The organism is Syntrophobacter fumaroxidans MPOB (assembly GCF_000014965.1).
Classification (GTDB): Bacteria; Desulfobacterota; Syntrophobacteria; order Syntrophobacterales; family Syntrophobacteraceae; genus Syntrophobacter; species Syntrophobacter fumaroxidans.
Map to the genome: position 1 here is coordinate 4,698,511 of NC_008554.1, position 25,275 is coordinate 4,723,785.

21 protein-coding genes are annotated in these 25,275 nt (G+C 58.7%); 17 read left to right on the top strand and 4 right to left on the bottom strand.

The features are described 5' to 3' along the window. Positions 1-2: 2 nt before the first annotated feature. From SFUM_RS19890 to SFUM_RS23855, 15 genes are all read left to right on the top strand, one after another. Positions 3-1,070, top strand: a complete 1,068-nt coding sequence (locus SFUM_RS19890; protein ID WP_011700634.1) for a serine/threonine-protein kinase — start codon at positions 3-5, stop codon at positions 1,068-1,070. Beyond that, entirely contained in the window at positions 1,052-4,924 is a 3,873-nt protein-coding gene (drmA, locus tag SFUM_RS19895) for a DISARM system helicase DrmA (protein WP_167321382.1), read from the top strand. Before SFUM_RS19890 ends, drmA begins: the two co-directional genes overlap by 19 nt. Further along, positions 4,921-6,768, top strand: a complete 1,848-nt coding sequence (gene drmB / locus SFUM_RS19900) for a DUF1998 domain-containing protein (RefSeq protein ID WP_011700636.1) — start codon at positions 4,921-4,923, stop codon at positions 6,766-6,768. The genes drmA and drmB overlap by 4 nt, the downstream gene beginning before the upstream one ends. Further along, positions 6,761-7,552 (top strand): DISARM system phospholipase D-like protein DrmC, encoded by a 792-nt coding sequence (gene drmC / locus SFUM_RS19905; RefSeq protein ID WP_011700637.1) that lies wholly within the window; start codon positions 6,761-6,763, stop codon positions 7,550-7,552. The genes drmB and drmC overlap by 8 nt, the downstream gene beginning before the upstream one ends. Beyond that, on the top strand, positions 7,549-9,537 hold the full coding sequence (locus tag SFUM_RS19910) for a BbrUII/HgiDII family restriction enzyme (RefSeq protein ID WP_011700638.1): 1,989 nt from the start codon (positions 7,549-7,551) through the stop codon (positions 9,535-9,537). Before drmC ends, SFUM_RS19910 begins: the two co-directional genes overlap by 4 nt. Positions 9,538-9,563: 26 nt before the next feature. After that, positions 9,564-10,061: a very short patch repair endonuclease gene (locus tag SFUM_RS19915; protein ID WP_011700639.1), complete on the top strand. Its 498-nt coding sequence runs from the start codon at positions 9,564-9,566 to the stop codon at positions 10,059-10,061. After that, positions 10,058-11,443: a hypothetical protein gene (locus SFUM_RS19920; RefSeq protein ID WP_011700640.1), complete on the top strand. Its 1,386-nt coding sequence runs from the start codon at positions 10,058-10,060 to the stop codon at positions 11,441-11,443. The genes SFUM_RS19915 and SFUM_RS19920 overlap by 4 nt, the downstream gene beginning before the upstream one ends. Before the next feature lie 23 nt (positions 11,444-11,466). Continuing rightward, positions 11,467-11,841 (top strand): YkvA family protein, encoded by a 375-nt coding sequence (locus SFUM_RS19925; RefSeq protein ID WP_011700641.1) that lies wholly within the window; start codon positions 11,467-11,469, stop codon positions 11,839-11,841. A 1,217-nt stretch (positions 11,842-13,058) separates the two neighbouring features. Further along, entirely contained in the window at positions 13,059-13,487 is a 429-nt protein-coding gene (locus SFUM_RS22720) for a MarR family winged helix-turn-helix transcriptional regulator (protein WP_011700643.1), read from the top strand. Positions 13,488-13,538: 51 nt separating this feature from the next. Then, complete coding sequence (locus tag SFUM_RS19935) at positions 13,539-14,441, top strand: permease (RefSeq protein ID WP_011700644.1); 903 nt, start codon at positions 13,539-13,541, stop codon at positions 14,439-14,441. Between the two features lie 18 nt (positions 14,442-14,459). Next, the gene (locus SFUM_RS23035) at positions 14,460-14,651 is read left to right on the top strand and encodes a hypothetical protein (RefSeq protein WP_150109577.1); all 192 of its coding nucleotides are present in this window, start codon (positions 14,460-14,462) and stop codon (positions 14,649-14,651) included. Between the two features lie 684 nt (positions 14,652-15,335). Further along, entirely contained in the window at positions 15,336-16,583 is a 1,248-nt protein-coding gene (locus tag SFUM_RS19940) for an ATP-binding protein (RefSeq protein WP_011700646.1), read from the top strand. 66 nt (positions 16,584-16,649) lie between these two features. Further along, positions 16,650-17,189, top strand: coding sequence for a hypothetical protein (locus SFUM_RS19945; protein ID WP_150109578.1), 540 nt, complete (start codon positions 16,650-16,652; stop codon positions 17,187-17,189). Between the two features lie 18 nt (positions 17,190-17,207). Next, positions 17,208-18,212, top strand: coding sequence for a Fic family protein (locus tag SFUM_RS19950; protein ID WP_011700648.1), 1,005 nt, complete (start codon positions 17,208-17,210; stop codon positions 18,210-18,212). 214 nt (positions 18,213-18,426) lie between these two features. After that, on the top strand, positions 18,427-19,503 hold the full coding sequence (locus tag SFUM_RS23855; protein ID WP_011700649.1) for an ATP-binding protein: 1,077 nt from the start codon (positions 18,427-18,429) through the stop codon (positions 19,501-19,503). Between the two features lie 114 nt (positions 19,504-19,617). Here SFUM_RS23855 and SFUM_RS22175 read toward each other — a convergent pair whose 3' ends face one another. Together SFUM_RS22175 and SFUM_RS19965 are read right to left on the bottom strand one after the other, a co-directional pair. Next, positions 19,618-20,328, bottom strand: coding sequence for an ASCH domain-containing protein (locus SFUM_RS22175; protein WP_011700650.1), 711 nt, complete (start codon positions 20,326-20,328; stop codon positions 19,618-19,620). 144 nt (positions 20,329-20,472) lie between these two features. Next, positions 20,473-21,090: a hypothetical protein gene (locus SFUM_RS19965; protein ID WP_011700651.1), complete on the bottom strand. Its 618-nt coding sequence runs from the start codon at positions 21,088-21,090 to the stop codon at positions 20,473-20,475. Positions 21,091-21,682: 592 nt separating this feature from the next. Between SFUM_RS19965 and SFUM_RS19975 the strand changes: the two genes are divergently transcribed. Beyond that, a complete protein-coding gene (locus tag SFUM_RS19975; RefSeq protein WP_011700652.1) occupies positions 21,683-21,970 on the top strand; it encodes a hypothetical protein in 288 nt (95 codons plus the stop codon). 134 nt (positions 21,971-22,104) lie between these two features. After that, positions 22,105-22,731 carry an AAA family ATPase gene (locus SFUM_RS19980; protein WP_011700653.1) on the top strand — a complete coding sequence of 209 codons (627 nt, stop codon included), beginning with the start codon at positions 22,105-22,107 and terminating at the stop codon, positions 22,729-22,731. A gap of 61 nt (positions 22,732-22,792) precedes the next feature. Here the strand turns inward: SFUM_RS19980 and SFUM_RS19985 are convergent, their stop codons facing one another. Both SFUM_RS19985 and SFUM_RS19990 read right to left on the bottom strand, forming a co-directional pair. Next, entirely contained in the window at positions 22,793-23,824 is a 1,032-nt protein-coding gene (locus SFUM_RS19985) for a DUF72 domain-containing protein (protein ID WP_011700654.1), read from the bottom strand. Between the two features lie 388 nt (positions 23,825-24,212). After that, entirely contained in the window at positions 24,213-24,776 is a 564-nt protein-coding gene (locus SFUM_RS19990) for a class I SAM-dependent methyltransferase (protein WP_011700655.1), read from the bottom strand. Between the last annotated feature and the right edge of the window lie 499 nt (positions 24,777-25,275).

The window sequence follows — 25,275 nt, forward strand, 5'->3', positions numbered from 1 at the left end:
TCATGCCTCCTCACGTTCCGCTCAACACGGGAGATCGTCTCTACAAATACGAGCTGCAAGCGCGGCTGGGTGGAGGCGGCTTCGGAGATGTTTGGTTGGCCCACGATCACAGCATTTCCAGGGATGTCGCCGTCAAGGTTCTGGCCACGAACGTCACCATCGATGAGCGGCTGCAGGAAGCTCGCATAGGAAATCATCTGGATCATCAGAACCTGGTGAAGATGCATTACGCCGATGTCGTCCAGCACAACGGCGTCGACATCGTCATCATCGCGATGGACTATCACGCCAACGGCTCGATCATGAATGGAGTAAATGCCGGTAACTTCATGCCCATTCCGGACGTGATTCGCTTCATGGTCGATATCCTGCGCGGGCTGGAGTACCTCCACGAGCTGAATCTATATCACAGCGATATCAAGCCTCAGAACATCCTGGTCGGGACCAGCAACCAGGGAGTCCTCACGGATTATGGCATTTCGTGCCATTCACCCGTCGGCTGCTCCGCGCCACATCGGGGCTTCTACAAGCTCCATGCTGCACCTGAAGTTCTACAAAACGGGCATGTGAGCGTGCAAACCGACATATACCAGGTCGGGATCACCGCTTTCCGGTTGCTCAACGGTCTCGGGATGGTCCGCGACAAATTCAACAGCCTCGGGCAAACCGATTATTACCAACTGGTTCAGCAGGGCAAGGTCGTCCAATCCGGGGATTATTTGCCCTTCATCCCACGGAATTTGAAAAGTGTCGTCAACAAGGCCGTCCACGTCGACCCCGCGAATCGCTATCAATCCGCCGTGGAAATGCGTCGTGCCCTGGAGCGGCTCGGTTATCCGGGATACTGGACCTGCGACCCCTCCGGTGGATTTGTGGGGCACAACGCCAACTACGAGTTTCGCTTCGAGGAGCAGCCAAAGGGGGCCAAACTTTTCGACTTCACGGCATTCAAGAAGAACAAGGCGACCGGCCGGGAAACTCGTGTCGGTGAATATTCGACGAAGAATGTCCACCGAAAGCAGTCTGACGAGGCGAAACGAAATTTCATGCAATGGGTGGTAACAGGATGAACGAAAACGAGAACAACACCGCCAGAAACGCCTGGCTCATCCGTCTCGGTGACGAAGCACGCAACCGGCGCTTTTCTGTGACCGTCGATCACGGCTCTTCACTCTTTCGGGGTGTCGAGGAAGGTGACGGCGTGCTGATCGCCGGTGGCGACCCGTTGGCTGCGGTTTCGTTCGCCCGTATCTACCGCATTCGCGCCAAGCTCGACGAAACGACATTCTTCTTCGATGGCGTCCTTCCCGTGAATGGCGGAAAGACTTTGACCGACCTCGGTGTGACCGCACCCGAATCCAAGGCTGCCATGGTGCGACTGGAGTGGCCGGTATTCGAGGCGGCGCTGAAGACGGCTTGCGGCATCGCCTTCGATGCCCTGCCCGTACTGGAAGGCGATTCCGCCGAGGAACAGGACTACGTGCGGGAACTTCTCCAGTTGGCCGTCATCGATGACCTGCTCGGTCCGGCGGACGGGCCGGTCGAGGAGATCGTGGGCATGAGCGTCCGCGATCGCTACCTGGTCGGCAAGCTGGCTCCGATGGACACGGCTCCGGATGCGGCGGAGACGGACACCTTCGGCGAATCGGGACGTCCGGATTCCGAGGAGCGAGACGATGAAGTCGACACCTCCACCAATCAATCCCTGGTTCCATCGTCCATGGGGTTCACCTTCTGCGTCGACGGCGAACTGGAAAATGTCCAACTGTTCGCCAACTGGGGGCGTTACGAACGGACGCAGAGCGAGCGGGAGAACGAAGAGACGGGCAAATCCCCTCGTTGCTGGAAGCGCATACCCTCGGGCGGCTTCGCCGTGGTCTCCCTGAAGAAGAGGACCATCGAACCGATCCGGATCGACACGGACTGCCCTTCGGTCGTGGTGCAGGGCTCGGTCAGCGCCCCGCTGGAAAACGGCGACAGGCTGGTTACGCTCTTTCTGGTCAACACCCAGACCATGCCCGAACAGAACCAGGATCAGGCCTGGATATTCCAGCCCGAACTGAGCGTGCGGGACATGGAGGGGCGTGCGGTGTTCCGGCGTCGCCCGATCCTTCGGGCCGACGAATTCGACGAGGAGCGTGAAGCACTCGAAATGATCTATCGGGACCGGGTCGAGTTCGCCGTCGGACATGGCATTTCGGTCCACGCGACCGTATCGGAGGATGATCGCGAGCGGGCCACGGAGGTCAGGACCGCCGTTCTGCCCGAGTACGAGATCCAGGTGACCGAAACGCCCGGTCTCGAACCGGAAGACCGCCCGGCCATGCGTCGGATGATTGAGGACGGCCTGCTCGACATGGAGCGACTCGCCGAGCTCGCCACACCCGAAAAGCGCGACGAACTGGTCGCCGGGCTGAAAGTGTTGACGGACGACTACGCGGAGTGGATCGCCGAAAACCGGAATGCCATCGGCAGCGAGGTCGTGGGATACGACATCCCCGCCACCGAAGCGATGGATCGATGCAATCTGATACTGGAAAGGCTGAGAGAAGGCATCGAGGTCCTCGCGTCGGACGACCGGGCGCTGGCCGCCTTCCGGTTCGCCAACCGGGCCATGGCCTCGCAGCGCATTCACAGCATCTACGCGCTCGCCAGGCGCCGTGGAGACGAGGTGACACTCGACGCGTTGAACGTCCGCAAGAACCGCTCGTGGCGACCTTTCCAGTTGGCGTTCATGCTGCTTTCGATTCCGGCACTCGCCGACCCGACTCACCGGGACCGCACCCAACCCTTGGAGGCTTTCGCCGACCTGCTCTGGTTCCCCACCGGCGGCGGCAAGACCGAGGCCTATCTCGGTGTCGCGGCCTTCACCATGGGCGTCCGTCGCCTCCAGGGCGACATGGGCGGCCTCGATGGAGGACGCGGCCTGGCCGTGATCATGCGCTACACCTTGCGGTTGCTGACCCTGCAACAGTTTCAACGGGCCACTGCCCTGATCTGCGCCATGGAAGTGCTGCGCCGGGCCGAACCGGAGGTCTGGGGCGATGCGCCGTTCACCATCGGCCTCTGGGTCGGCCAGCGGGTCACGCCGAACACCACCGACGAAAGCCACGCGGCGATCGAAAAGGAACGGGACGGCAAGTACGGCACGGGGTCGACCCCGGCCCAGTTGACCAGTTGCCCGTGGTGCGGTTCCGAGATCGCTCCCGGGCGGGAGATAAGGGTCGACAGGGATCTCGGCCGAACCTTCGTCTACTGTGGCGACAAGTACGGCCGGTGCGAATTCAGCCAGGCGAAGTCGAAGAACCTGGGGCTTCCGGTCCTGGTGGTGGACGACGAAATCTATCGCCATCCGCCCTCAATGCTGATCGCCACGGTGGACAAGTTCGCCATGATGGCCTGGCGGGGGCAGGTGCGAGCACTCTTCGGCAAGGCGAACCGCGAATGTCCGCGCCACGGGCTGCTCTGGCCCGAGGCCGACTGCAACGGCAATCACACCAAGAAAGGGTCACTGGAAGCGGTCAAGGTCAAAGAGATCACTCCCATCCGGCCGCCGGATCTGATCATCCAGGACGAATTCCATCTGATCAGCGGACCGCTGGGAACCATGGTCGGCCTGTACGAAACCGCCGTGGACGAACTTTCGACCTGGACGGTCGACGGCAAGGCGATCCGGCCCAAGATCGTCGCCTCCACGGCGACGGTACGCAAGGCCGAAGAACAGGTGAACAACGTCTTCCTCCGCAGGGTTTCGGTCTTCCCGCCTCACGGCCTCGATGTCGAGGACAACTTCTTCTCGGTGCAGCGTTCGGTGGAGGACAAGCCCGGGCGTCTCTACATGGGGATCTGTTCGCCGGGCAGCTCCCGTCCCGCTGTTCTGATCCGTGTGTACGTCGCCCTGCTGACCGCCGCCCAATCGCTGTTCCAGCGCTTCGGCGCGGCGGCCGACCCGTACATGACCGTGGTTGGGTATTTCAACTCCCTGCGCGAGTTGGGGGGCATGCGGCGGCTGGCCGAGGACGACGTGCAGACCCGTGCCTATCGCGTCCAGATGAGCGACGTGAAGCGACCGGGGCTGAGCCAGCGTTCGGTACGCATTGTCGACGAGTTGACCTCGCGAGTTTCTAACAAGGAGATTCCCAAGAAGCTCGACCAACTGGAGGTCAAGTTCAAGCCCACCTGGGAAAAGGGCGAGACGCGGGCCATCGACATCGTCCTGGCCACCAACATGCTGTCGGTGGGCGTCGACGTCAATCGTATCGGACTGATGGTCGTCAATGGCCAACCGAAGAACACGGCGGAATACATTCAGGCCACGAGCCGCGTCGGCCGTTCCTTCCCGGGACTCGTCTGTACCGTGCTCACCTGGTCGCGGCCTCGCGATCTGTCCCACTACGAAACGTTCGAGCACTATCACGCGACGTTCTACAAGCATGTCGAGGCCCAGTCCGTCACGCCGTTCGCGGCGAGAGCGCTGGACCGTGGCCTGACCGGCGCGATGGTGAGTCTCCTCCGGCTCGAAAACGATTCCATGAACCCGAATCCCGGGGCGCAATCCCTCGACAGTTCCGGCAAGGCGGAAGCCCTGAGAGCACGGAAGGTGCTGTCCGAGCGTGCTTGGAAGGTGAAAGACAAGGCGGCGAGAACTATCGCCGATACCATGACCGCCGATCGGATCGACCGGTGGGTGAAGGAAGCGGTGAAGGCCGGGCGCAGACTGGGTTACGAGACGGCGCGTGGGCAAGGCGACCTCGCCGCTCTTCTGAAAAAGCCCGGAGCGTTGGCATGGGACGAATTCACGGTCCCCATGTCGATGCGCGAAGTGGAACCCGGAGTTCAACTGATCATGGATGCTTCGAAGCACTCTACCGAACCTCCGTCCTGGAAACCGAAGGTCAAGAAAGCGAACGGAGGTGACGCATGAGTTCCTATCTCGTCGGACAAGTCCGTCCCAGTCAATTGCTCTGGACCTATGGTCCCGGAGCCCTGATCGACCTGCCGAATCTTTCGGTGTTGACCATGGGTCTCGATCGCTGGAATCCGGACCGATGCCCTCCGATCGAGGAGGCACGCCTACTCGCCGCCGTTCGCCGAGTGCTCGGCCCTCAAGTGGAACGGTTGCGGATGCCCCCCTTTCTAAGGGAGGACGGCGTCGACCCCATGTCCGCCGAAGGCAAGATCGGCGTGCCGGTCCGCCCCTTTCCGCGTTGGTTGAGATGCGTCAAATGCGGCTTGCTGGCCGAATACGATTCGGGCCTGTTCGACATCAAGGCCAACCCGTACCGCCCTGAGCAGACCCATTTCGTTCATTCGAACTGCGAGAAAGGCAAGAACGCCGATGCGGTTCCCGCCCGTTTTCTGCTCGCCTGCAGGAACGGTCACCTCGACGATTTTCCGTGGCATTGGTTCGTGCATGGCGGCCCCTCCGAGTGCAAAGGGACGCTGCGTTTCTTCGAGCGAGGCGCATCCCTGCAGACCGAAAACCTCTGGGTCAAATGCGACACCTGCGATGCGGCACGCTCGCTAGTTCATGCCTTCGGGCGGGAGGCGCAGGATAACCTTCCCGCCTGCCGAGGACGGCACCCCCACCTCAACCAGTACGAGGAATGCGGCGAGGACCCCAGAACCATCCTCCTGGGAGCGACCAACGGGTGGTTCCCAATCACGCTTTCGGTTCTCGCGATTCCTCTCGAACGTGACCAACTCGGGCAATTGATTCTGGATGGATGGGAATATTTCTCGGATGCGGAATCGGCCGAAGAGATCAAGGTGATCGTGAAGACCCTGGTCAAGAGCGGCAGCCTGCCGGGAATCGACAAATGGGATCATAGGGACATCTGGAAGGCCGTCGAAGACCGAAAGGAAGGTAGATCGGGCACGACGGTCATATCCGAGGGCGACATCAAGGACCCCGAGTGGGACGTCTTGACCTCGGACGATCCTCCGACGGACTGGCCGCATTTCCTGAGCAGCAAGACCGAAACACCGGAGGGCTATCGAGACCGTCTGGCCAGCGTGTTGTTACTGGAACGTCTCCGCGAAGTGAACGCCCTGATTGGCTACACCCGGGTGGAGGCTCCAGAGGAATCGACCGATCCAGACGAGCGACCGCCGATGGCCGATCTCAGCCGGAACAAGCCCGATTGGATACCCGCCAGTGAAGTGCATGGTGAAGGGATATTCATCAGGTTCGACGAGAATGCCGTGGCCGAATGGGAAAAGCAAAAAGCCGTTCAGGCCAGAAGCCAAAAGCTGGAGGCGGGTCATCGGGGCTGGCGGAACGCACGTGGGCTGGACCCCGACGAGGGTTATCCGGGCATCAGATACGCCATGCTGCACACGTTCGCCCATCTTCTCATTCGGGAGCTGGCTCTCGAATGTGGCTACAACGCGGCGAGCATCCGGGAACGCATCTATGCGAAGAGCGACAGCGAATCTCCCATGGCGGGGGTGTTGCTCTACACGGCGGCGGCCGATTCCGACGGGACCCTCGGTGGACTCGTCGAGCTCGGAAAACCCGAGAATCTGGGACGCTTGATCGAGCAGGCGCTGGATCGCGCCACCGTCTGCTCTTCCGACCCCCTCTGCTCGGAACACAATCCCGGTGTCGATCGTTCGTTGCATTCCGCCGCCTGCCATGCCTGCACCTTCGTCGCCGAGACGTCCTGTGAACGTGGAAATCGTTATCTGGACAGGGCTCTGCTCGTAAAAACATTCGAGGTCTCCGACACCGCTTTCTTCGCCGGGAATGGAGGCTCGAATGGATGACCTTCTGGCAGTGATCGCCGAGCTTGGCCTGGAGTTGCATCCGGATCGTATCTCCACCGTCGCGTCGAAGATCGAGACGCTGGGCTCCGTCGAGCAGTTCGCCTTGACTCGTTCGAGTTTCGGCCCCAACGCCGACAAGGAATTGGTGGGACGTCTGGATCGGGCGTGGCGTAACAGCAAGGACACCTCTCCAAGTGACGTGGCATTCGCTCTCCGGGGAGCGTCTGCGGCGGCGGTCCTGAGAGAGAACCGTGGGGCCGTGGAATTGGTATGGACCGGCCCCTCGACGGGTCAGGTTCCGGTCAGGCACACCGAGCAGGTGCTCTGTGAAGTCATCGAAGCCGCGAAGAGACGGTTGTTTCTCGTCAGCTTCGTCGCCTACGAGGTCGATTCGATCATCCGGGCTCTCCGTGGTGCCATTGGCCGCCAGGTTCAGATCGACGTGTTGCTGGAGTCGTCCGACAAGCATGGCGGGCGGGTGACATACGATTCCGTCAAGGCCATGAAAAGCATTCTCCCCTCGATTGACGTTTACGTCTGGTCGTCGGACAAGAAGGTGCTGCCCGGACAGTTGTCGGGAGCCGTTCATGCCAAATGTGCCGTCGCCGACGGCGAACTGGCTTTCATCACCAGTGCGAATCTGACCTCCGCCGCGATGGAGCGCAACATGGAGCTCGGCGTCCTCGTTAAGGGCGGAGAGCTGCCCTTCGAGCTCCATCGACATCTGGAAGCGCTGATTTCCACGAAGATCATCGAAAGAGTAAATGAGGATAACGACCAATGAACGAGGGAATCGGAACGACCGGCATGGCGGGCAACGACCATTACAGGATGACCGTGGATTTGAACGTCCTGGATCATCTCGGGATCAATCTCTACAGCAACATCGCCGCAGTGTTGACCGAAGCGGTTGCGAACGCGTGGGATGCCGACGCGGAGAACGTCGAGATCGGTATAGATCCGGACGGGAAGTTCATCGAGATCAAGGACGACGGTATCGGAATGTCCATCGAGGACATGAACACCAAGTACCTCCGGGTCGGCTATCGTCGCAGGGACGAGGATCAGGAGACCGGTCGCACGACCGCCAAGGGACGCCCCGTCATGGGCAGAAAGGGCCTTGGCAAGCTGTCTCTGTTCTCCATAGCCAACACGATCGAAGTTCACTCGGCAAAGAACGGCGAGTCCCATGGACTGAGAATGACGATCGACGGAATTCACAAGTCGGTCCAGGACAAGGAGCCTTTTTACAGCCCGGAAAAGCTGCCTCGGGAGGAAATACAAGTCACCAACGGGACCGCGATTCTGTTGAAGGATATCAAGCGCCAGCGTCTCGGACGCGGAGCCACGGCCTTGCGGAAGCGGCTCGCTCGTCGCTTTTCCGTAGTCGGAGAGGCGCACGGATTCAAGATTCTGATCGACGGACATCCGATCAGCACGGCCGATCGGGGCGACTTGCCCATGGTCCAGTTCCTTTGGAGTTTCGGAGACGAAGAGCCGGATCTTTCGTCCGCAGGACAGTTGTTGGAGCGGGAGGCCCTTTCGGATCGGCTCGACGCATGGGATGGGGATTGGTCGGTCACCGGCTGGATAGGGACCGCCCGTTTGCCGAAACAGCTCGACAGCGACGATGCGGGCAACCTGAACAGCATCGTCGTCTTCGCGAGAGGTCGGCTCTTTCACGAAAACATCCTCGACAAGTTGAACGACGGTCGCCTCTACACGAAATACCTCACCGGGCAAATCGAGGCCGACTTCCTCGATGCGGACGACGAACCGGATATAGCCACGAGCGACAGACAGCGAGTTCAGGAGGACGATCCACGATATGTTCAATTGATCGCATTCCTCAGAAAGCAACTAACGCAGGTCGAGAAACGCTGGACGGAATGGCGGCGGCTCCACGAGGTGGAAAAGGCCAAGGAGACGTCACCGGCCCTGGCCGAATGGTTGGAGTCCCTGCCGGAAGGCTTTCGGAAAAGTGCCGAAACCCTGATCGCGAAGCTCAGCGCGTTGCCCGTCGACCAGGACGAGGACCGGAAACTCATGTATCGCCACGGCATCCTGGCGTTCGAGCGTATGAAGTTGCGGGGCTCGGCCGAAGAGTTGGCCGCGCATGTTCACGACATAGACAAGCTCCTGGCCATTCTCGCGGACAGGGACTCCCTCGAGGCTTCGCTTTACCGGGATATCGTGAAGTCCCGCCTCGACGCCATCAAGGATTTTCAGGGAATAGCCGACGACAACGCCAAGGAAAGCGTCCTGCAAAAGTATCTGTTCGATCATCTGTGGCTGCTCGACCCGGCATGGGAAAGAGCGACCGCCAGCGAGGTGATGGAGACGAGACTCACCACCGACGGCGTGCTCACGCAGGACATGACTGAAAAGGAAAGACTCGGGCGTGTCGACATCGCCTATCGGACGATGGCCGGAAAGCACATCATCGTCGAGCTGAAGCGGGTCAAACGGAAAATGAAGCTCCTCGAACTGCAGGAGCAAGGGCAGACCTATGTGGACAAGCTCAAGAAAATCCTGCTCGCCCAGGGCGACGCGACTCCGAACATCGAGGTGGTTTTCGTTCTCGGTGAGCCCATCGACGAGGAAGGGAGCAACCCGGAGCGATTGAAATCTTCCATGGCGGCTATTTCGCCGGGCAGCAGAATCGTCCACTACGACTCTCTCATCAGAGGAGCACAGGAGGCGTATTCCGAGTTCCTGAAAAAGAGCAAGCAGCTCGACAAGCTGGAAAGAATCGTCGACAGGATATGAGCGGCGGTCACCGAGGATGAGCGGCAGTGGATACCGTGGACAAAACGACACGCTCGAGAATCATGTCCAGGGTCGGTCAAAAGGACACCGGCCCGGAGATGAAGCTTCGAAGGTCACTGCACAAAATCGGATTGCGATATCGGCTTCACGACAAGAGGTTGCCGGGATCTCCGGATATCGTCTTCCCCAGGTTCAAGGCGGCTTTGTTCGTCCATGGCTGTTTCTGGCACCGCCACGGTTGCAAGGCGACCACGACGCCCGGAACCAACGTGGATTTCTGGCGCAAGAAGTTCGACGAAAACATCGCCAGAGACCGACGGCACATCGAAGCCCTTCAGGATGCGGGTTGGAGGGTGGCCGTGGTCTGGGAGTGTTCGCTAAAAGGCAAAAGAGCCGACCCCGATGAGGTTGCGAGACTTGTGAGCGAATGGTTGGTGTCGAGCGAGAAGCACAAGGTTATCCCTGAACATGCTCAGACCGTAAGCTCGCGGAGGGAAATCTCGCTTCCCCAGGAGGAGCCATGAATCAGCAGGCACAGCCATCGCCAAGAGAGCATCATTTCTACGTTTCGATTGCCAAGTTCCTTTTCCACCATCCGGAGCATGGCATCGTATCAGTGCGGGACCCGATCAAGATCAAGGATGCAGAGCGATACGGGCTCAGCCCACTCATACTCTATGGGTTGACCGTTGCCGGGTTGCCCATTCGGTGGATGACCTTCACTCCAGTCGATCAGCCCAGGCCCTTCCTGGATGTTCTTCTGGAGGCGTGGCGTAACGCCGAGGGCTTGCGTGGCCGACCGGACATCCTGCGGATCAACCGCCATCTCGCGGCGGCCAGCCCTGAACTGGTAGGGGACATGGCAAAAATCGGAGTCCGGGTCGAGGTCGCCGATGCCAAGGAGAAATCCCTTCCAGCTTCCCTGCGCTCAGCCCAGGACTCCAGCCGGTGGCTGCTGAGGAAGCACGACGGAAATGACCGGTCTCTTACTGGGTCCATTCAGGCCATTTGCCGGTACGCTCAAGTTGACCATGATTTCCGTGTCAGGGATGGCCGCAGAGGCGGCAATAGCCGCGAGGTTGAAGACAGAATCCAGCAGTGGCTGACCTTACCGACACAAGTGCCGGTGTTAACGGTGACCGGTGGACTCGACTGGGAACCCGGTCCATGGCTGTCATCTTGGGAGACATCTCTGCCGCCAGACCAGCCCCGATATTTCAATCACGATGGGTTTGATGGCTGCACCTGGCTACTGACAGGTGAGAAGGCAGCGGAGGATATCGTCGAGGATGATGATTTCTGGGCCGACAGTGACTATGACAACGCGGCCGAAATCGCCAAGAACCTTGTGGCGTGCTGGCCCAACCCGCCTGCAGAGATTGCCAGGTGTGCCGGGATCACCCTGCGGGAACTTCAATGGTTCACCTCGGGGAAGGCGTCCCTTGACCGGCATGCGCGTTTTGACCTGGAGGTCTTGCTCGGCATCGAATACGACGAGAGGATCGGCAGATATGTAGAGGCCGGACCTTATGTCCTGGTGGCCCACAAAACACTGGCCCTCAAGGAAGTCTATGAAGGTATTTCCGGCGGCGGAGATGCATGCCCCTGTGAGATTGTCCCTCGCCAGGGAGCAGCAGACCCAAGCTGGCGATACGTGTTGATCAACACATATGGAGAGCCCCCGAGCATCGTGATGGCACCTCGTGGAGCAAAAATCACGGAGCGCCTTCCGGATTTGCTTATGAATTATGCCGGTACCACGTCTGTCGCACCGGAGTTCTACCGGGATGTCGTTTCTACCTGCGCCCGGGCCTGCCGCGAACCTGTCGCCAACATCCGGGAGATGAAAGACTTTGTGAAACGCTACGAAGCGCACTGGGCAAATTGCGCCTGGCAGCCGGAGTGAACCTGGGTGATTCGAACTGGAATATGCTTGATCATCTGAAGAGCTGGGCCAAAACGATGAAACGGGATATTTTGGCCCTATATCTGGCTGGACGTGATCCAAGGGTCCCTTGGTACGTAAAGTTGTTGGCGGCTGCAACAGCAGCTTATGCGCTCAGCCCCATTGATTTGATTCCGGATTTCATACCCGTAATCGGATATCTGGACGACATAATAATACTGCCGACTGCGATCTGGTTGACGGTGCGGTTGATACCGCAAGAGATTCTCGCTGAGTTGCGGAACGAGGCCAGTCTCAGATTGGCGAAACGTCCCCGAAGTTTTCTCGCAGCAGTTGTCATCGTAACCATTTGGTTGGGGATTGCATTGATGACAGGCTGGCTGTTGTGGCGTCGGTGACTCAGGCGGAAAAGCAGTGCGGCATCGGTTCGATTCCGGGTTTGGGAACCGAACCGGCGTCCGAAAGCCGGATGCGAAGTTGTTGCGGCTCAAGGCCAGGTATCCGGTTTTACTGCAAACCCGTCACCCTCGTCCGGTGCCGGGAAATCAGGGGAGAAAATCGTTTCTCTGGTCGGGTTGACGGGAAATGGTTGTGGGAGATGATTACGGCGTTTATTATCAATGAGTTACGAGGAGCGCGGGCTTCGAGACTGTTTTGCGGTAGGTCGTCGTTCCCTCCACCATTTGAAACGCGACAACCCGTTCCTCCTGAGTCACTATCATGGGTGACGGGTTTTCTTTTTCCTCCTATTTTTGAAGGGTTTGCGCCCGTTTCACATCTTTCCAAAGCACCTGTCCACACCGCCAACTCTCCATATCCACCCGCCATTCTTTCTCTGTTTGGCCTTTGATTCTCTGTTTTCTCCGGACCAAGTCTGAAGCTCGGCCGGAAAGCTAAATCCTCGATTGATGCGGGGTTCCGGCCTGTTGCCGTTTTGGGCGGGTGTCTCAGGGCGCCGCTCGGTGCCGTAACCTGACGTGTTTTTCGAAATCGCCTGTTCGGCACCGAAAAAAAGCGTTGTCAACTCCGGTTTCATGCCTTCGCAAAAAGAGAAGCCGACGCTGATGATCGACTCCGGGGCGATCTATGGTCCGGTCGTGAGTCGGTGACAAAGCCGGCCTGACAGGCTGACTGCACCGGTCCTGCGCCCCGGGGATTTCTGCATCCTGGGCCTGCGGAGCGGTGACCGTGTTGCATCCACGCATTCGCGGAATGAGCATCGGGATGTGGAGCTGCAGGTTGCCGTTGTCGGCCACGGTAATGGTCGGTTTGATCGTCATCGGCTCGCCCTCCGTTCAGTAACTCCGCATGCCGGGCCAGTCGGCTCAACGATTGGGATACGCGCACGATGACGCTCACAACAGCCTCAGCTCAGCCTCTGGTCGGTTGTCTGGCGGCACACCGCTAATCCGCTTAAGCAGCGGCATCCTGAAAACATTACCTGCCGAGAGGCTCGTAGAAGTGCCCGAAATCAGACGTAAAATAGCCTTTTAAGAAAAGTCCGAAAATATGGTTGACTATGTCAACCGTTCGACCTATATTACCGCCTGATGGTGCAGACGGCGTCTAGAATGGCTTTGCGGCAATTGGGCCTCTGTAATTATTTGGAGGTTTTATGAAGCAAACTGCGATTTCAGATATAAGCAGATCATTAATTGAGATTGCTTGGCATTTTGGTCCAAAAGGATTGAATGGCGAATGCTGTGACAATATTACAATGCCGGAATTCATAGCATTGGACAAAGTCGCGACTTCACCGAATTGTCCTGTGCAAGATGTCGGTTATTCGCTTGGATTTACAAAAAGTGGTGCAACCAGGATTGTCAATCGGCTTGAAAAAAAAGGATATGTCGAAAAAGTTAAATCGCATATAGATGCAAGGGTATGCTGTGTGGAGATAACAAAGGCAGGGGAACAGGTTTTGTTATCTGCGAATTCTCGCTATATGGAACAATTCTACGCTCTTGTCTCAAAAATGTCGGAGTATTCCTTGGATGATATTGTTGATGTGCTTACCTCAATGGCAAGAGCACTGAAGGGCTAATTTTTTGACTTTTTAGTTGACATAATCAACTATATCGAGGAAAATTTCAAGATGAACAACCTTGTTGACACTATTCAATATTTCTTGATTATTACCGCAGAGTTGACGGTCCTCTTTTTAGGGATCAGCACGGTTGTGGCACTAGTATTGATGTATATACCGCAAGACAAACTCAGACAGTGGCTCTCACATCGCGGGATATGGGGTAACTTTTTGGGCGCTGTTGTCGGCTCACTAACCCCTTTTTGTGCTTGCTCCACAATACCAATGACACTGGGTATGCTGAACGCCGGGGCACCTTTCGGACCGGTTATGTCATTTGTAATCGCTTCACCTTTGCTGAACCCAATCATTATCAGCATGATCTTCGCACTGATGGGGATAAAGGCTTGCTTGCTCTATTTCGGCGTCACTTTTCTGGGATCGATCCTCTTCGGTGTTTTTCTTGAGAAAATAGGGGGTGTACACTATGTGAAAAAGGTGAGGATCAAATCTAATTGCTGTGGTACTGCCCGCGAGTCTGAAAATCTTCCAATAAATTTTTCTGAAAAATTTAAGGCCTCCTTTATTTCTGCTTGGGGTGATTTCAGAGCTGTATTGATTTACCTGCTTATTGGTGTAGGAATCGGTGCCGGAATATACGGCTACATTCCTCAAGATTTTCTAACAAAAATTGCCGGGCCTGATAACCCGTTTGCTATTCCGATTGCGGCCATTATTGGTATTCCACTTTATATCCGGGCTGAAACAGCTATCCCAATTGGATTGGCGTTGTTTCAAAAAGGCATGAGCATGGGGGCTGTTATCGCTTTGATCATTGGAGGCGCAGGCATGGCCATACCCGAAATGGTCATGCTGGCGAGTATCTTTAGAAAGCGACTGGTCAGCGCAATCGTTGCCGTCATATTTGCTACAGCCGTCGTGGGTGGATATTTATTTAACACAATACTTTAATCAAAAAGGGGAAAATTAATGAAATACAAAAAGAAAACTAGTTTTTTCAAAAAGATATTTGGCGGGGAATCTGCTTGTTGCTCGTTAGATATCGAAGAAATTGATTCAAATGATGAGAAATCTTCTGATTTCAAAAATATTGTATCGAACCGCAGTTGTTGTTCAACGTTGAAGCCTGATCTAAAAAAGGATGGAGAAGGTAATGAGTAAAGGCAAAAACGACAGGAGCAATTGATGGCAGCTTTCAACCTACAGCGCTTTTCGTAGCAGGAAACGCTCCGGCGAATTGGCCGGGATGAACTCCAAAAACCTCGCTCTCTTATCAGATCATCGGCCTGATAGGGTGAATGTGATGTTATAAAATGGACTCCGGGCATGGCATCCACACTGGCGATGCTTCCCTCCGAGTTCATGCTTTTGTCGAAAACCACGGTAAGCTCGCCCGCGTGGGAGTTTTGGTTTCTCATAATAGCGACAACTCCTGGTTTTTTTCATAACCTTGCAGGTACTCATTTGCTGGAAGACCCCTATTTTCCACCTACTGCCTTGCAAGAACGCCCACATTCCGCGAAACAGCCATCAAAAGTACGATCGGTTCCTCGGGCCGACAAAGAGTTCAGACGGCATGCTTTGACGCGTTTGCCGTTGATCTTTCCAAGCCGGTCGTTCGAGAGCCACTCGATGAGACCGCTAACCCATTGTTCAGCAGATTATCCTACGCGTACAACAGTCCAATCAACCTGCCAAGGCCCGCGATCTCCTCCTGCTTGGGCTGATGAAAGGGGAGGCGGCGGCATGATGTTTCAGTCATATCGACAGGTAGACGGAAGTGTGTTGACAATTGGACGATAAAAAACTTGCAATCAGACGGATTGTCTGTTACGGATAGCCGTCATGAGTCAAGAGACCTTGCATCCCCGTTTTCTGCGCCCGCGCATTGAGGAGGCCCTGGCGGATTCGCCGGTGGTGCTGATCCACGGCCCGCGGCAGTGCGGCAAGACTACGCTGGCCCGACTGGTGGGGGATGATTCGGGGTTTGCCACCTTCACCTTTGATGACGATGTGCAGCGGGCGGCGGCACAAGCGGATCCGGTCGGCTACGTGGCCGATCTGCCGGAACGGGCGGTGCTGGACGAGGTACAGCGGGTCCCGGAGCTGTTCACATCGCTCAAGGCAGCTGTGGATACCCGGCGGAAACCCGGCCGGTTTATCCTGACGGGGTCGGCCAATGTGCTGCTGGTGCCCAAGCTTGCGGATTCGCTTGCCGGCAGGATGGAGATTCTCCGGCTCCATCCCTTGTCGCAGGCGGAGGTGGAGCGGAAAACGCCTGATTTTCTGCGCCGGTTATTCGCCGCAGGTTTAAAGGCTGGGCCGTCCGGGCGCCGCCTGGGCAAGGCCCTTTCCGAGCGGGTGGTCGGCGGCGGTTTTCCGGCGGCCCTGGCGCGTGCCAACCAGCGCCGCCGTACCGCCTGGTATCGGGATTACGGTGACACCCTGATTCAGCGCGATATCCGTGACCTGGCGCGTATCAGCGCCCTGGACGCGCTGCCGCGCCTGCTGGCGCTGGCCGCGGGGCAGACCGCGTGTCTGATGAACGTCTCCGAGTTGGCGGCTCCGTTCCAGATCAGCCGTCAGACCATTCGCGAATACCTGACGCTGTTGTCGAGAATCTTCCTGCTGGACGAATTGTCCCCCTGGCACGGCAATCGGATGAAGCGTCTGGTGAAGACGCCCAAGCTGCATATGGGCGACACCGGATTGGCCTGCGCCCTGCTGGGGTTGAACGGCGATACCTTGTGGGCGGACCGTTCGCTTTTCGGTCGGCTCCTGGAAACGTTCGTCTATCAGGAGTTGCGCAGGCACGCCAGTTGGCGGGAGGTGGCGGTGGCTTTCAGCCATTTCCGCGACAAGGACCAGGTGGAAGTGGATGTGGTGCTGGAATCGGAAGGGCGCGTGGCCGGGGTGGAGGTGAAGGCGGCCTCAACCGTGACCGGCGATGATTTCAAGGGTTTGCGCAAGCTGAGAGACGCTGTGCAAAAGAATTTCGCCGCCGGGGTGGTGCTCTACGATGGCGATGCCGTGGCGGGCTTTGGCGACCGGCTCCATGCCGTACCCATCTCACAGTTATGGGAGGGCGACTGATGCTCTGCGCCGAAGATGCCCTCGCACGGCAGACCACCGCCGACTATTTTCAAGTCACCGGGCGCTTTGTCAAAGACATTGAGCGCCGAAGATGCCCTCGTACGGCAGACGACCGCCGAGTACCTGGAACAGGCGTTCGGCTGGGAATCGGTGTATGCCTGCAACAACGAGGATTTCGGACTGGACGGCCTGTCGGGGCGTAAATCGTACCGTGAGGCGGTGTTGACCCGCACCCCGCGGACGAAGATCGAGGAACTGAACCCGGGGCTGCCGATCACGGCGTATGAGGAAAGCCTCGCGGTATTCGACTTGCTGAAGAGGCCGGACCTGACACCGGGCGGAATAAGGCGTATCAAGGGTGTTGCCGTCGATCTGCTCGAAACCCTCAAGGCGGAAAAATTGCGGATCAAGCATTGGCGCGACAAGAAATCAACCCGGGACGCGGTCCGTCTGACGATCCGGGATTATCTCCGGAGCGGAGGAACCGGGTTGCCGGAAACGTATTCAGAGGCGGAAGTGAGGGACAGGACAGAGGCGGTTTTCGTTCATGTATTTCGGGCTTGCCCCACGGTGCCGTCACCCTATTACGCCGGCATGGCGTCGTAGAGAGTAGCGAAGGACAACATGAAATATCAACCGCCCTACACGATTACCCCCGAGATTTTGAACCGGGTCGCCTTGATCAGCGAGGTTATCGGGCGGTTGACCGTGCTCACCGATCAGGCGAGAGCCTTGCGGCTACGACGCATCAACCGTATCCGCACCATTCACGGCTCGCTGGCCATCGAGGGCAATACCCTGAGCGAGTCGCAGATCACCGCGATTCTCGACGGCAAACGGGTCATCGCTCCGCCCCGCGAGGTGCAGGAAGTGAAAAACGCCCTGGCTGCCTACGACCGGTTCGATACATGGAGGCCCGAGGCGGAAACGGACCTGCTGGAGGCGCATCGGATTCTGATGTCCGGCCTGATCGACGAAGCGGGCAGATACCGGCATGGCGGTGTGGGGGTAATGGCAGGTCAACAGTTGATCCATATGGCACCGCCCGCCGAGCGGGTGTCGCAGCTGATGGGTGACCTGTTTGGCTGGCTGGCGGTCGCCAACGCACACCCACTCATTGCCGGCTCGGTCTTTCACTACGAGTTCGAATTCATCCACCCCTTCGCCGATGGCAACGGTCGCATGGGGCGGCTGTGGCAGAGCCTGATTCTCGCCCGCTGGAATCCCCTGTTCGCCAACATCCCGGTGGAAAGCCTAATCTTTGAGCACCAGACCGAGTACTACGCAGCGTTGCAGGAGAGTACCCGTCAGACCGACTCCGCACCCTTCATCGCCTTCATGTTGCGGATGATTCTGGTTACCGTGACGACCTCGACCCCGGAAGTCGCACCGGAAGTTACCCCGGAAGTCAGATTGCTTTCGGTCTTGACCTCCGAGATGACAAGGCAACAGCTCAAAAAGGCGCTCGCGCTTAAAGACGATGAGCATTTCCGCAAGGCCTATCTGCTCCCCGCTTTGGAGGCCGGTCTGGTTGAAATGACCATCCCCGATAAGCCGCGCAGCAGCAAACAAAAATACCGGCTGACTGACAAGGGCCGTCGGGTGATGGCCCAGCACGGCGGTGGATAACTTGCGACAAACTCACGACATGGCTTGTGACATGAAAAGTCCGGCCTTCCACCGTTACCTTGGCATCGACTACTCCGGAGCGGAAACACCGGATTCCGGCCTGAAGGAGCTTCGGGTTTATGAGGCCGGCCGCGAGTCCTTGCCGGGTGGGACGAAGAAAGCGGCCACGAGGTCCTGAATCCACCCTGTCGGCCTCAAATGGAAAGGAACCGTCATGAACGACGAAGTCTATCATAAGCTGGCCAGGGTGCTCGACACGCTGCCCAACGGTTTTCCGGCGACGAAATCCGGCATCGAGCTCAAAATCCTGAAGAAGATCTTCACGCCCGAGGAGGCGGACCTCTTCTGCGATCTGAGATTGACGCGGGAGACCGCCGCGCAGATCGCCAAGCGCACGGGCCGCCCGCCGGAGGGGCTCGAAGAGAAACTGGCATCCATGTGGCGCAGGGGTGAAATCGGCGGGGTGAACCTGGGCGGCGTCCTGATGTTCAAGATGATCCCGTGGATCGTGGGTATTTACGAGTACCAGATCAACCGCATGGATCGTGAATTCGCGGCAATGTGCGAGGATTACTCCCGGTACTGGGGGCGTCAGCTCATGAAGCACGGTCCGCGGATCATGCAGGTGGTTCCCGTCGAGCGGCGGATTCCGGTGAAGCAGGAGGCGCTCACCTACCAGCAGGTTTCAAATCTTATCGAGAACGCCCGGGCGTTCATGGTGAACGAATGCATCTGCAAGAAACAGCGCGGGCTGCTCGATCACCCGTGCTCCAAGCCCAGGGAAGTCTGCCTGGCCCTGTCCCCAGTGCCGGGCGTCTTCGAGGATCATCCGTGGGGCGGGAGAGTCATCGACAGGAAGGAAGCCTACGAAGTCCTTCGCAAAGCGGAGGAAGCCGGGCTCGTCCACCTGACCGTCAACGTGCAGAAGGGGCAGCAATTCATCTGCAATTGCTGCGGATGCTGCTGCGGGATATTGCGGGCGGTGAAAGTGATGCCCCGGATAGTCAATTCGCACTACTGCGCCGAAATCGACCCGGACAAGTGCTCCCATTGCGGTATCTGCGCCGACGAACGGTGCCAGGTGGAGGCAATCAGGGACGAAGGGGACTTCTACCGAATCGTCGGGGACAGGTGCATCGGCTGCGGTCTGTGCGCCACCACCTGCCCGGAAGAAGCCATCGCGTTGATGCGCCGGCAACCCGAGGAACCGGGAACGACGCCCGAGACCGAGGAGGCGTGGATGGAAGAGCGGGCCCGCCAGCGCGGGACCGGCTTCGATGCGTTCAAGTAAGGGTTTTGCCGCGGATGAGGCCCCGCGGAGCGCCCGTTCCGGAGAACGGTTCGCTCGTCTCCCGACCGACCGGCGCTCGCGGGTATCGACAGGCCCGGCGGCACCCCCCGCCTCTCATTCCTCGAACAAGGCGGGGTTTCCCTCTTCGATCGCTTCTATGGCAGCCTGGACGTCATCCCAGGTATCCCTGGGTTCGGCGCGCTCGATCTCGTCCAGGCGCAGCAGCACCCCGGTCCAGTCGAAACCGCCTTTGACGCATTGCTCGATGGCCGTGAGCGGCATGTTTTTCAGCGACACGCTGTCCCACATCACGTGAACGCGCTGTTCTCCGTCCTCGGTGAGAAGAATTTCCGAGGCCCTTCCGTGCCATCCCGAAAAATCGATGCCGAACTCCAGGGCGAGGGTCCCCCCCTTCACGACCACGGTTTCATCATAACGGAAGGGCGAGGGCGTGATGAGGCGATCGTCGACCTCGAACAGTCCCTGTTTGCCTTTCACGGGGAACGGAAGAACGGGACGAACATCCTCCAGCACCCAGGAATAGGCTTCGGGATCGATTTCATCCAGGAGCGCCTCCTCCTCGTCGCCCTTCGCCGCGGGCCGCACATCCGCCAGGTTGACGACGCAAAGCGCCTGACCGTACTGGAAGGTGCAGCCGTACTCGTCCTCCATCTCCTCCATCTCCTCGGTGGAAAACGCGGGCTTTCCCGCCGAACAGACCAGGAGGTCCCCGCGATGGAGCGTGTCCAGGGGCCTGACCTCAATCGTCTTCAGACCGCTGAGAATCTCGAACGCAAACGGTTGCGGAATACTGATTGCTTTCATTCCGGTTCCTTTTCGTGCCCAAATTTCGACCTTGAACGCCACCACGCTCGCGGTGGGAAGGAAAACCCCGAGCCGGGCACCGCGGGAGCCCGGCATAATGAGCGTGCAGAACGGGGAATCTTCATGGAGCGTTTTCCCCGGTTCCTATTGCGGCCGGATCTTCACTCCCCGCAGAAGGACCAGCGCATCCTCCATGGCTTCCGATTCCTTCCTGTGGCTCAGGAAAGTGACGCTCAGCATCAGGTCTCCAACCGCCACGCACGATCGGATGAGATACTTGTACTCCCCGGGCCGGGGGGCCTTGTCGCTTGCGACAAGAAACAGGCCTTTCGCCTGGGGACCTCCGAAAGAATCGATCATCAGTGCGGGCTCCTCGGCACGTGGTGCAAGGTGCTTCTTCTCGGCCTCCATGAGTTGCCTCATTCTCTCCATCGAATTGAAAGCCTTGTCCCCCGCGGGACCCGCCATGGGACTGATCATCAACAGGAATTCCCTCCCCGCGGCCGGAGTGAACTCGACGGTGGACGGCAGATCCTTCTGCGGAGGGCGGATCGTCATCTTCCAGGAACCGGGCGCGTTGAATTCGAGGACGCCATGGCCCGCCACGGTTAATTCTTTCAGGACCGTCTCTTCCGCACGGGCCGGTGACGACCATGCAAGAGCCGACGCGGCGACGAGGATCGAGATCGGGATGATCGACCACTGCGGACGCTTTGTCATGAGGCCGGTGGCAAATCGCACAAGAAGCGGAAACAGACGCATGGGATCCTCCTTTGATTCGATGGTGGTCGATAGCGCCACGGAAAGGTCTGTCGCTCACTCCGCCATGGCCGACCGGAACAATCCACGCCACGACTCCGCCAGACGGGGGAATCGCCGCAATGGCGGCGCCCCCGACATGAAGGACTCCCCGGGTTTGCTTGAAACCGCCGCGCAGTCATGCGAACGGCCCGTTTAACGGGGAATCCGCGCGCGGAAACGGACGGCTTCCGCGCGCGCGGTCGGAGGACCGGCATCGCCTGCCGACGTGGCAAAGGATATTGCCGAATGCGTATCTTTTCCAGCAAAAAGCGAATATTCGGTCGAACGGTCCCCCATGCACCCCTTTCACGAAAACCTGCGGACCGGGGTCTCCCGTGTGCGAGTCGCGATCCTGCCGGCCCCACCGCTTTTTCCGGTTGCTTCCTGAGCGAAAGGTGGGCGAGGGTCATGCGGTTTCTGTTACAATAGAACGCAAGGAGTTCGATACGGATGGACTCCCCGGCAGGAGCACATCTTATATTCACCGAGGTGATGGTGCCGGAAGGCGGTGTCGACCGGCAGACGTTCCTCGTCCGTTCAGTGAGGCATGATCATGTCGGAAGAAGAGAAGATACGGGCAGTGCGGACGTACCTCGAACGGGAATTCCCGGGGTATGCCGTCGAAGACTGGGAGGAAGCCGGGAAAGCCGCGCGGTGTTACAAGATCAGCACGGTCGGCGGCGTTCATCATGCGGTGATCACCAGGGCTTTCATGGAAACGCGGCAGGTGTCCGAAATCGCTCCGTCGCTCGAGGAATTCACCCTCGTCGAACACTTGAGAGAGCTCGGGGCCACGAGAGTGATCGTCACCGCATCGGGGCTCGAGCTCGAAGGGGAGTGAAGGGCGGGCGAGTTCGCACGCTTCCCTGCTGAAACCGATTCATCCGCCCGGCTCCGGTTTCGTCGCGCCTGCATCGGGGGCCGCGCCGTCGCGCCGACTCCGTGGGACCGACGCCGGGCCGGAGAGTACAGCTCATGTTCCTTTCGCTGATCGGTATGTCCGGATCGGGCAAATCGTTCTGGTCCATCAAGCTGGCCGAAGCCGGGTTCACCCGGTTCTCCTGCGACGAGCGCATCGCGCACAAGCTGGGCGCCGAGCTGAAAGCATCCGACGGGACCGCGCTCGAGATGGGGGCATGGATGGGGTTTCCCTTCGAACCCGGATACCAGGCGCGGGAAGCGAGGTACCTCAGCCTGGAGGCCGAAGTGCTCTCGGAAGTGCTCGAGACGCTTCGGAGCGGTATTTCCCCGGAGCGGAACGTCGTCGTGGATACCACGGGCAGCGTGATCTACACCGGAGAAGACCTCCTGGGGGAGCTCAAGCGCCTCACCACCATATTCCATTTCGCCTCGCCCCCGGAAGTCAGGCAGACGATGCTGGAAGCCTACCGGCTGAATCCGCGCCCCGTCCTCTGGCAGGGGATGTTCCGGCGGCTCCCGGGGGAATCCGAAAGCGCGGCGCTGGCCCGCTCCTACTTCCTTCTTCTCTCGGATCGCGAAAGCCGCTACGAACGGCTGGCGGACGTCACGGTGGACCACGCGACCCGCAGCCGTCCCGATTTCGGCGTTCGCTTCTTCCTGGAGAAGTGCCCGGCGGAGTGAACCGGAGGGACAGTTTGGACCGGGGAGGTGCTGTCCGGGCAAACCGGCGGGGGACGTCGGCTCAGGCCGGCGCGCCGCTCTTGCCCGACCGGAGCAGGTCCAGGAAAGACATGGCGATCTGGCGGGCGATAGTGGGCGCATTCCCGCCGGAGCGGTTGTTGACGATGACATTCATATGAATGCCCCGAGCGATCCCGGTCATGGCCAGGCGTGCCGTTTCGTCGATCATCCTCGGCTGCAGCATGCCCTCCACTATTTTGTCGAAAGGATGGGCCATGGCGTATGCGTCTTCGTAGCGCTTTCCCAGGGGGGTCATCAGCCGGATGAGGCTCTGTGCGCCGGTGTTGAAGAAGCGACGGCCCGCGCGGGCAAACTGCTTTTCCAGCGTGGGCAGCCAGGTCCAGTGAGAAAGCACCTGCCCCACGCCGTGCTTTTCGAAGACTTCGAATACCGGTTCCACCAGATATCCTTCCGTTCTCAATTCAAAATGGTAGCGGTTGTCCGGGGGGACGGCCGAGAAAAAGGCATCCAGGTTTTCGGCCAGCCGGGGCGCGGGGATTTTACCGGCGGCGCGCTGGTACTCCTGCTCGAACACGAATCCTTTGATCTTTTCGCCGAGCAGGTCTTGCGCCGGCTGGAGGAACTGCGTGCGGAACTTTTCGGCATCGAGGTAATCGTCGTTGGGGACAAGCCCGGCGGCTCTGCGGACCTTCTGAGCGCAGATCGCCTGGGGAACCTTGAGGAACACCCGGTCCTGCGGTTTCATGCACGCGTTGTACTCGGAGAGGACATGAAAGGACCGGGTCGGACGTCCATCGTCGTCGAGCAGCATGGAATAGAAGGTGAAGTCGAGCTCGAGCACGCGAAAGTGTTCGAAGTATTCCGTTACCGAATCGACGGGCAGAACCTCCTCCCTGAACGAGCCGGCCCCGACTTTGTTGACCCTCCTGCTGATGCGGCCCCGGTACTTTTCCGCAGAATAGATCTGCCCGATCCACCCGGCGTAGCGATCGCTCGCGGTTCCGATGCACAGGTCCGGGTGCAGCCCTCGAAAATCATAGCGGGCCGGATCGAAATCGTTTCCCGGGGTCATATTGCCGCCTTGAGGTGGTGGGAAAGGAGCCGTCTCACGGTCGATGTCGTCCGGGAGTTCTTCCCGCGTTTATGTAATACAACTTTGGGTTCAAGATGAGTGCATTGGGTGGGAGGGGATAAAGCCCTCCCCTTGCTACGTCTGACGGGCACATCGGTCCGTAGGGGTTTATCCCCGTCCGCGTTACCTCCCGACGGGCAGGTTTTGCGTCATCTTGAACGCACCTCAGTATAAGACTCGCGGCAGTCGCCATGCGCCGGGGAGATGAGCGTTCCCTGCGGAGACGGTCACACCACGGCGCGTTGCCGGGGATTTCCCCGTCGTTTCGATCGAAGGGCGATTCACCGGCCGATTCCGGGGCAACTCACCGGGGGGCGACGGCGGAGCGTCATTTGATCGCCTCATAGACGCGGAGCGGCGGGATGTTTCTCAGCTCGTATTTTGACCTTACGATGGGAAAATAGCGGTCCAGATGAACTTTGAGGTGATTGTCGGTCTGAAAGCAGGTTTGATAGACCAGGAACTTTCCACCCTTTTTCAGAGCCCTGTGGGTATTGTAAAGAATGAGATTCTTGAGTTCGTCGTTGAGCAGAATGAACGGGATGCCCGACAGGATGTAGTCCGCCTGGGATTCCCGGCACGCTCTCAGCGTGTCCAGTACGTTTTCAGCGCTGTCGTTCACGATCACCACCCGCGGGTCGTGAATTTTTTTCTTCAGGATGGACCCGAAGTTCTTGTTGCGCTCAATCAGGATCAACCTGGATGCATCATCCATGTTCTTGAGGAGATATCGCGTGAACACGCCGGTACCGGGCCCGTATTCGATGATCACGTTCTGCCGTTCGAAGTCGATTTTGCTGCAGACTCTTTTCACGCCGAACGAAGAGGTGGGTGTGATGGATGCTACATTCCTGTCCTTGACGAAATTCTTCAAATACGTAATCGTATCCATTTTCCGATTGCTCCCGATAACAAGTTGACTTGGATTCATAGAACCCAAAACGGCTGTGCTTCACGGACGGCAGGCGCACGACGGATCGATGCAACGGGCGTCTCCGGCATGCCGCCCCCTCCCACGATCGCGTGAAGGGTCACGAAGACCTCCCGGGATCGGGGCCGGCACCGGGGATTTGTCGAACGATCCGCGCGGAAGCGACGAAGGCCGCTCGCGAGTGCCTGTTCCCACCTTTTCGCGACATCCCGTTTTCATCGTATGGACAAGCCGGGAAAACCTCCCGGCAGACGGAACCTCCGAAAAAAGGGGCGAAGCCCACTGTCCTTCCCGCTGCACCGACGGCGCCGCGTCGGCAGCCGAGCGAGCTTCATGCCCTCATCGCCGCAGGAGGGCCGGCTGGGACGCGAACGGAGGAGCCTCCGGGACTGAAGCTGAAATACCGTGTATAGAGCGATCACCTCGGCAGATTCTCTCGCGACTATCCTGCTGAAATGCT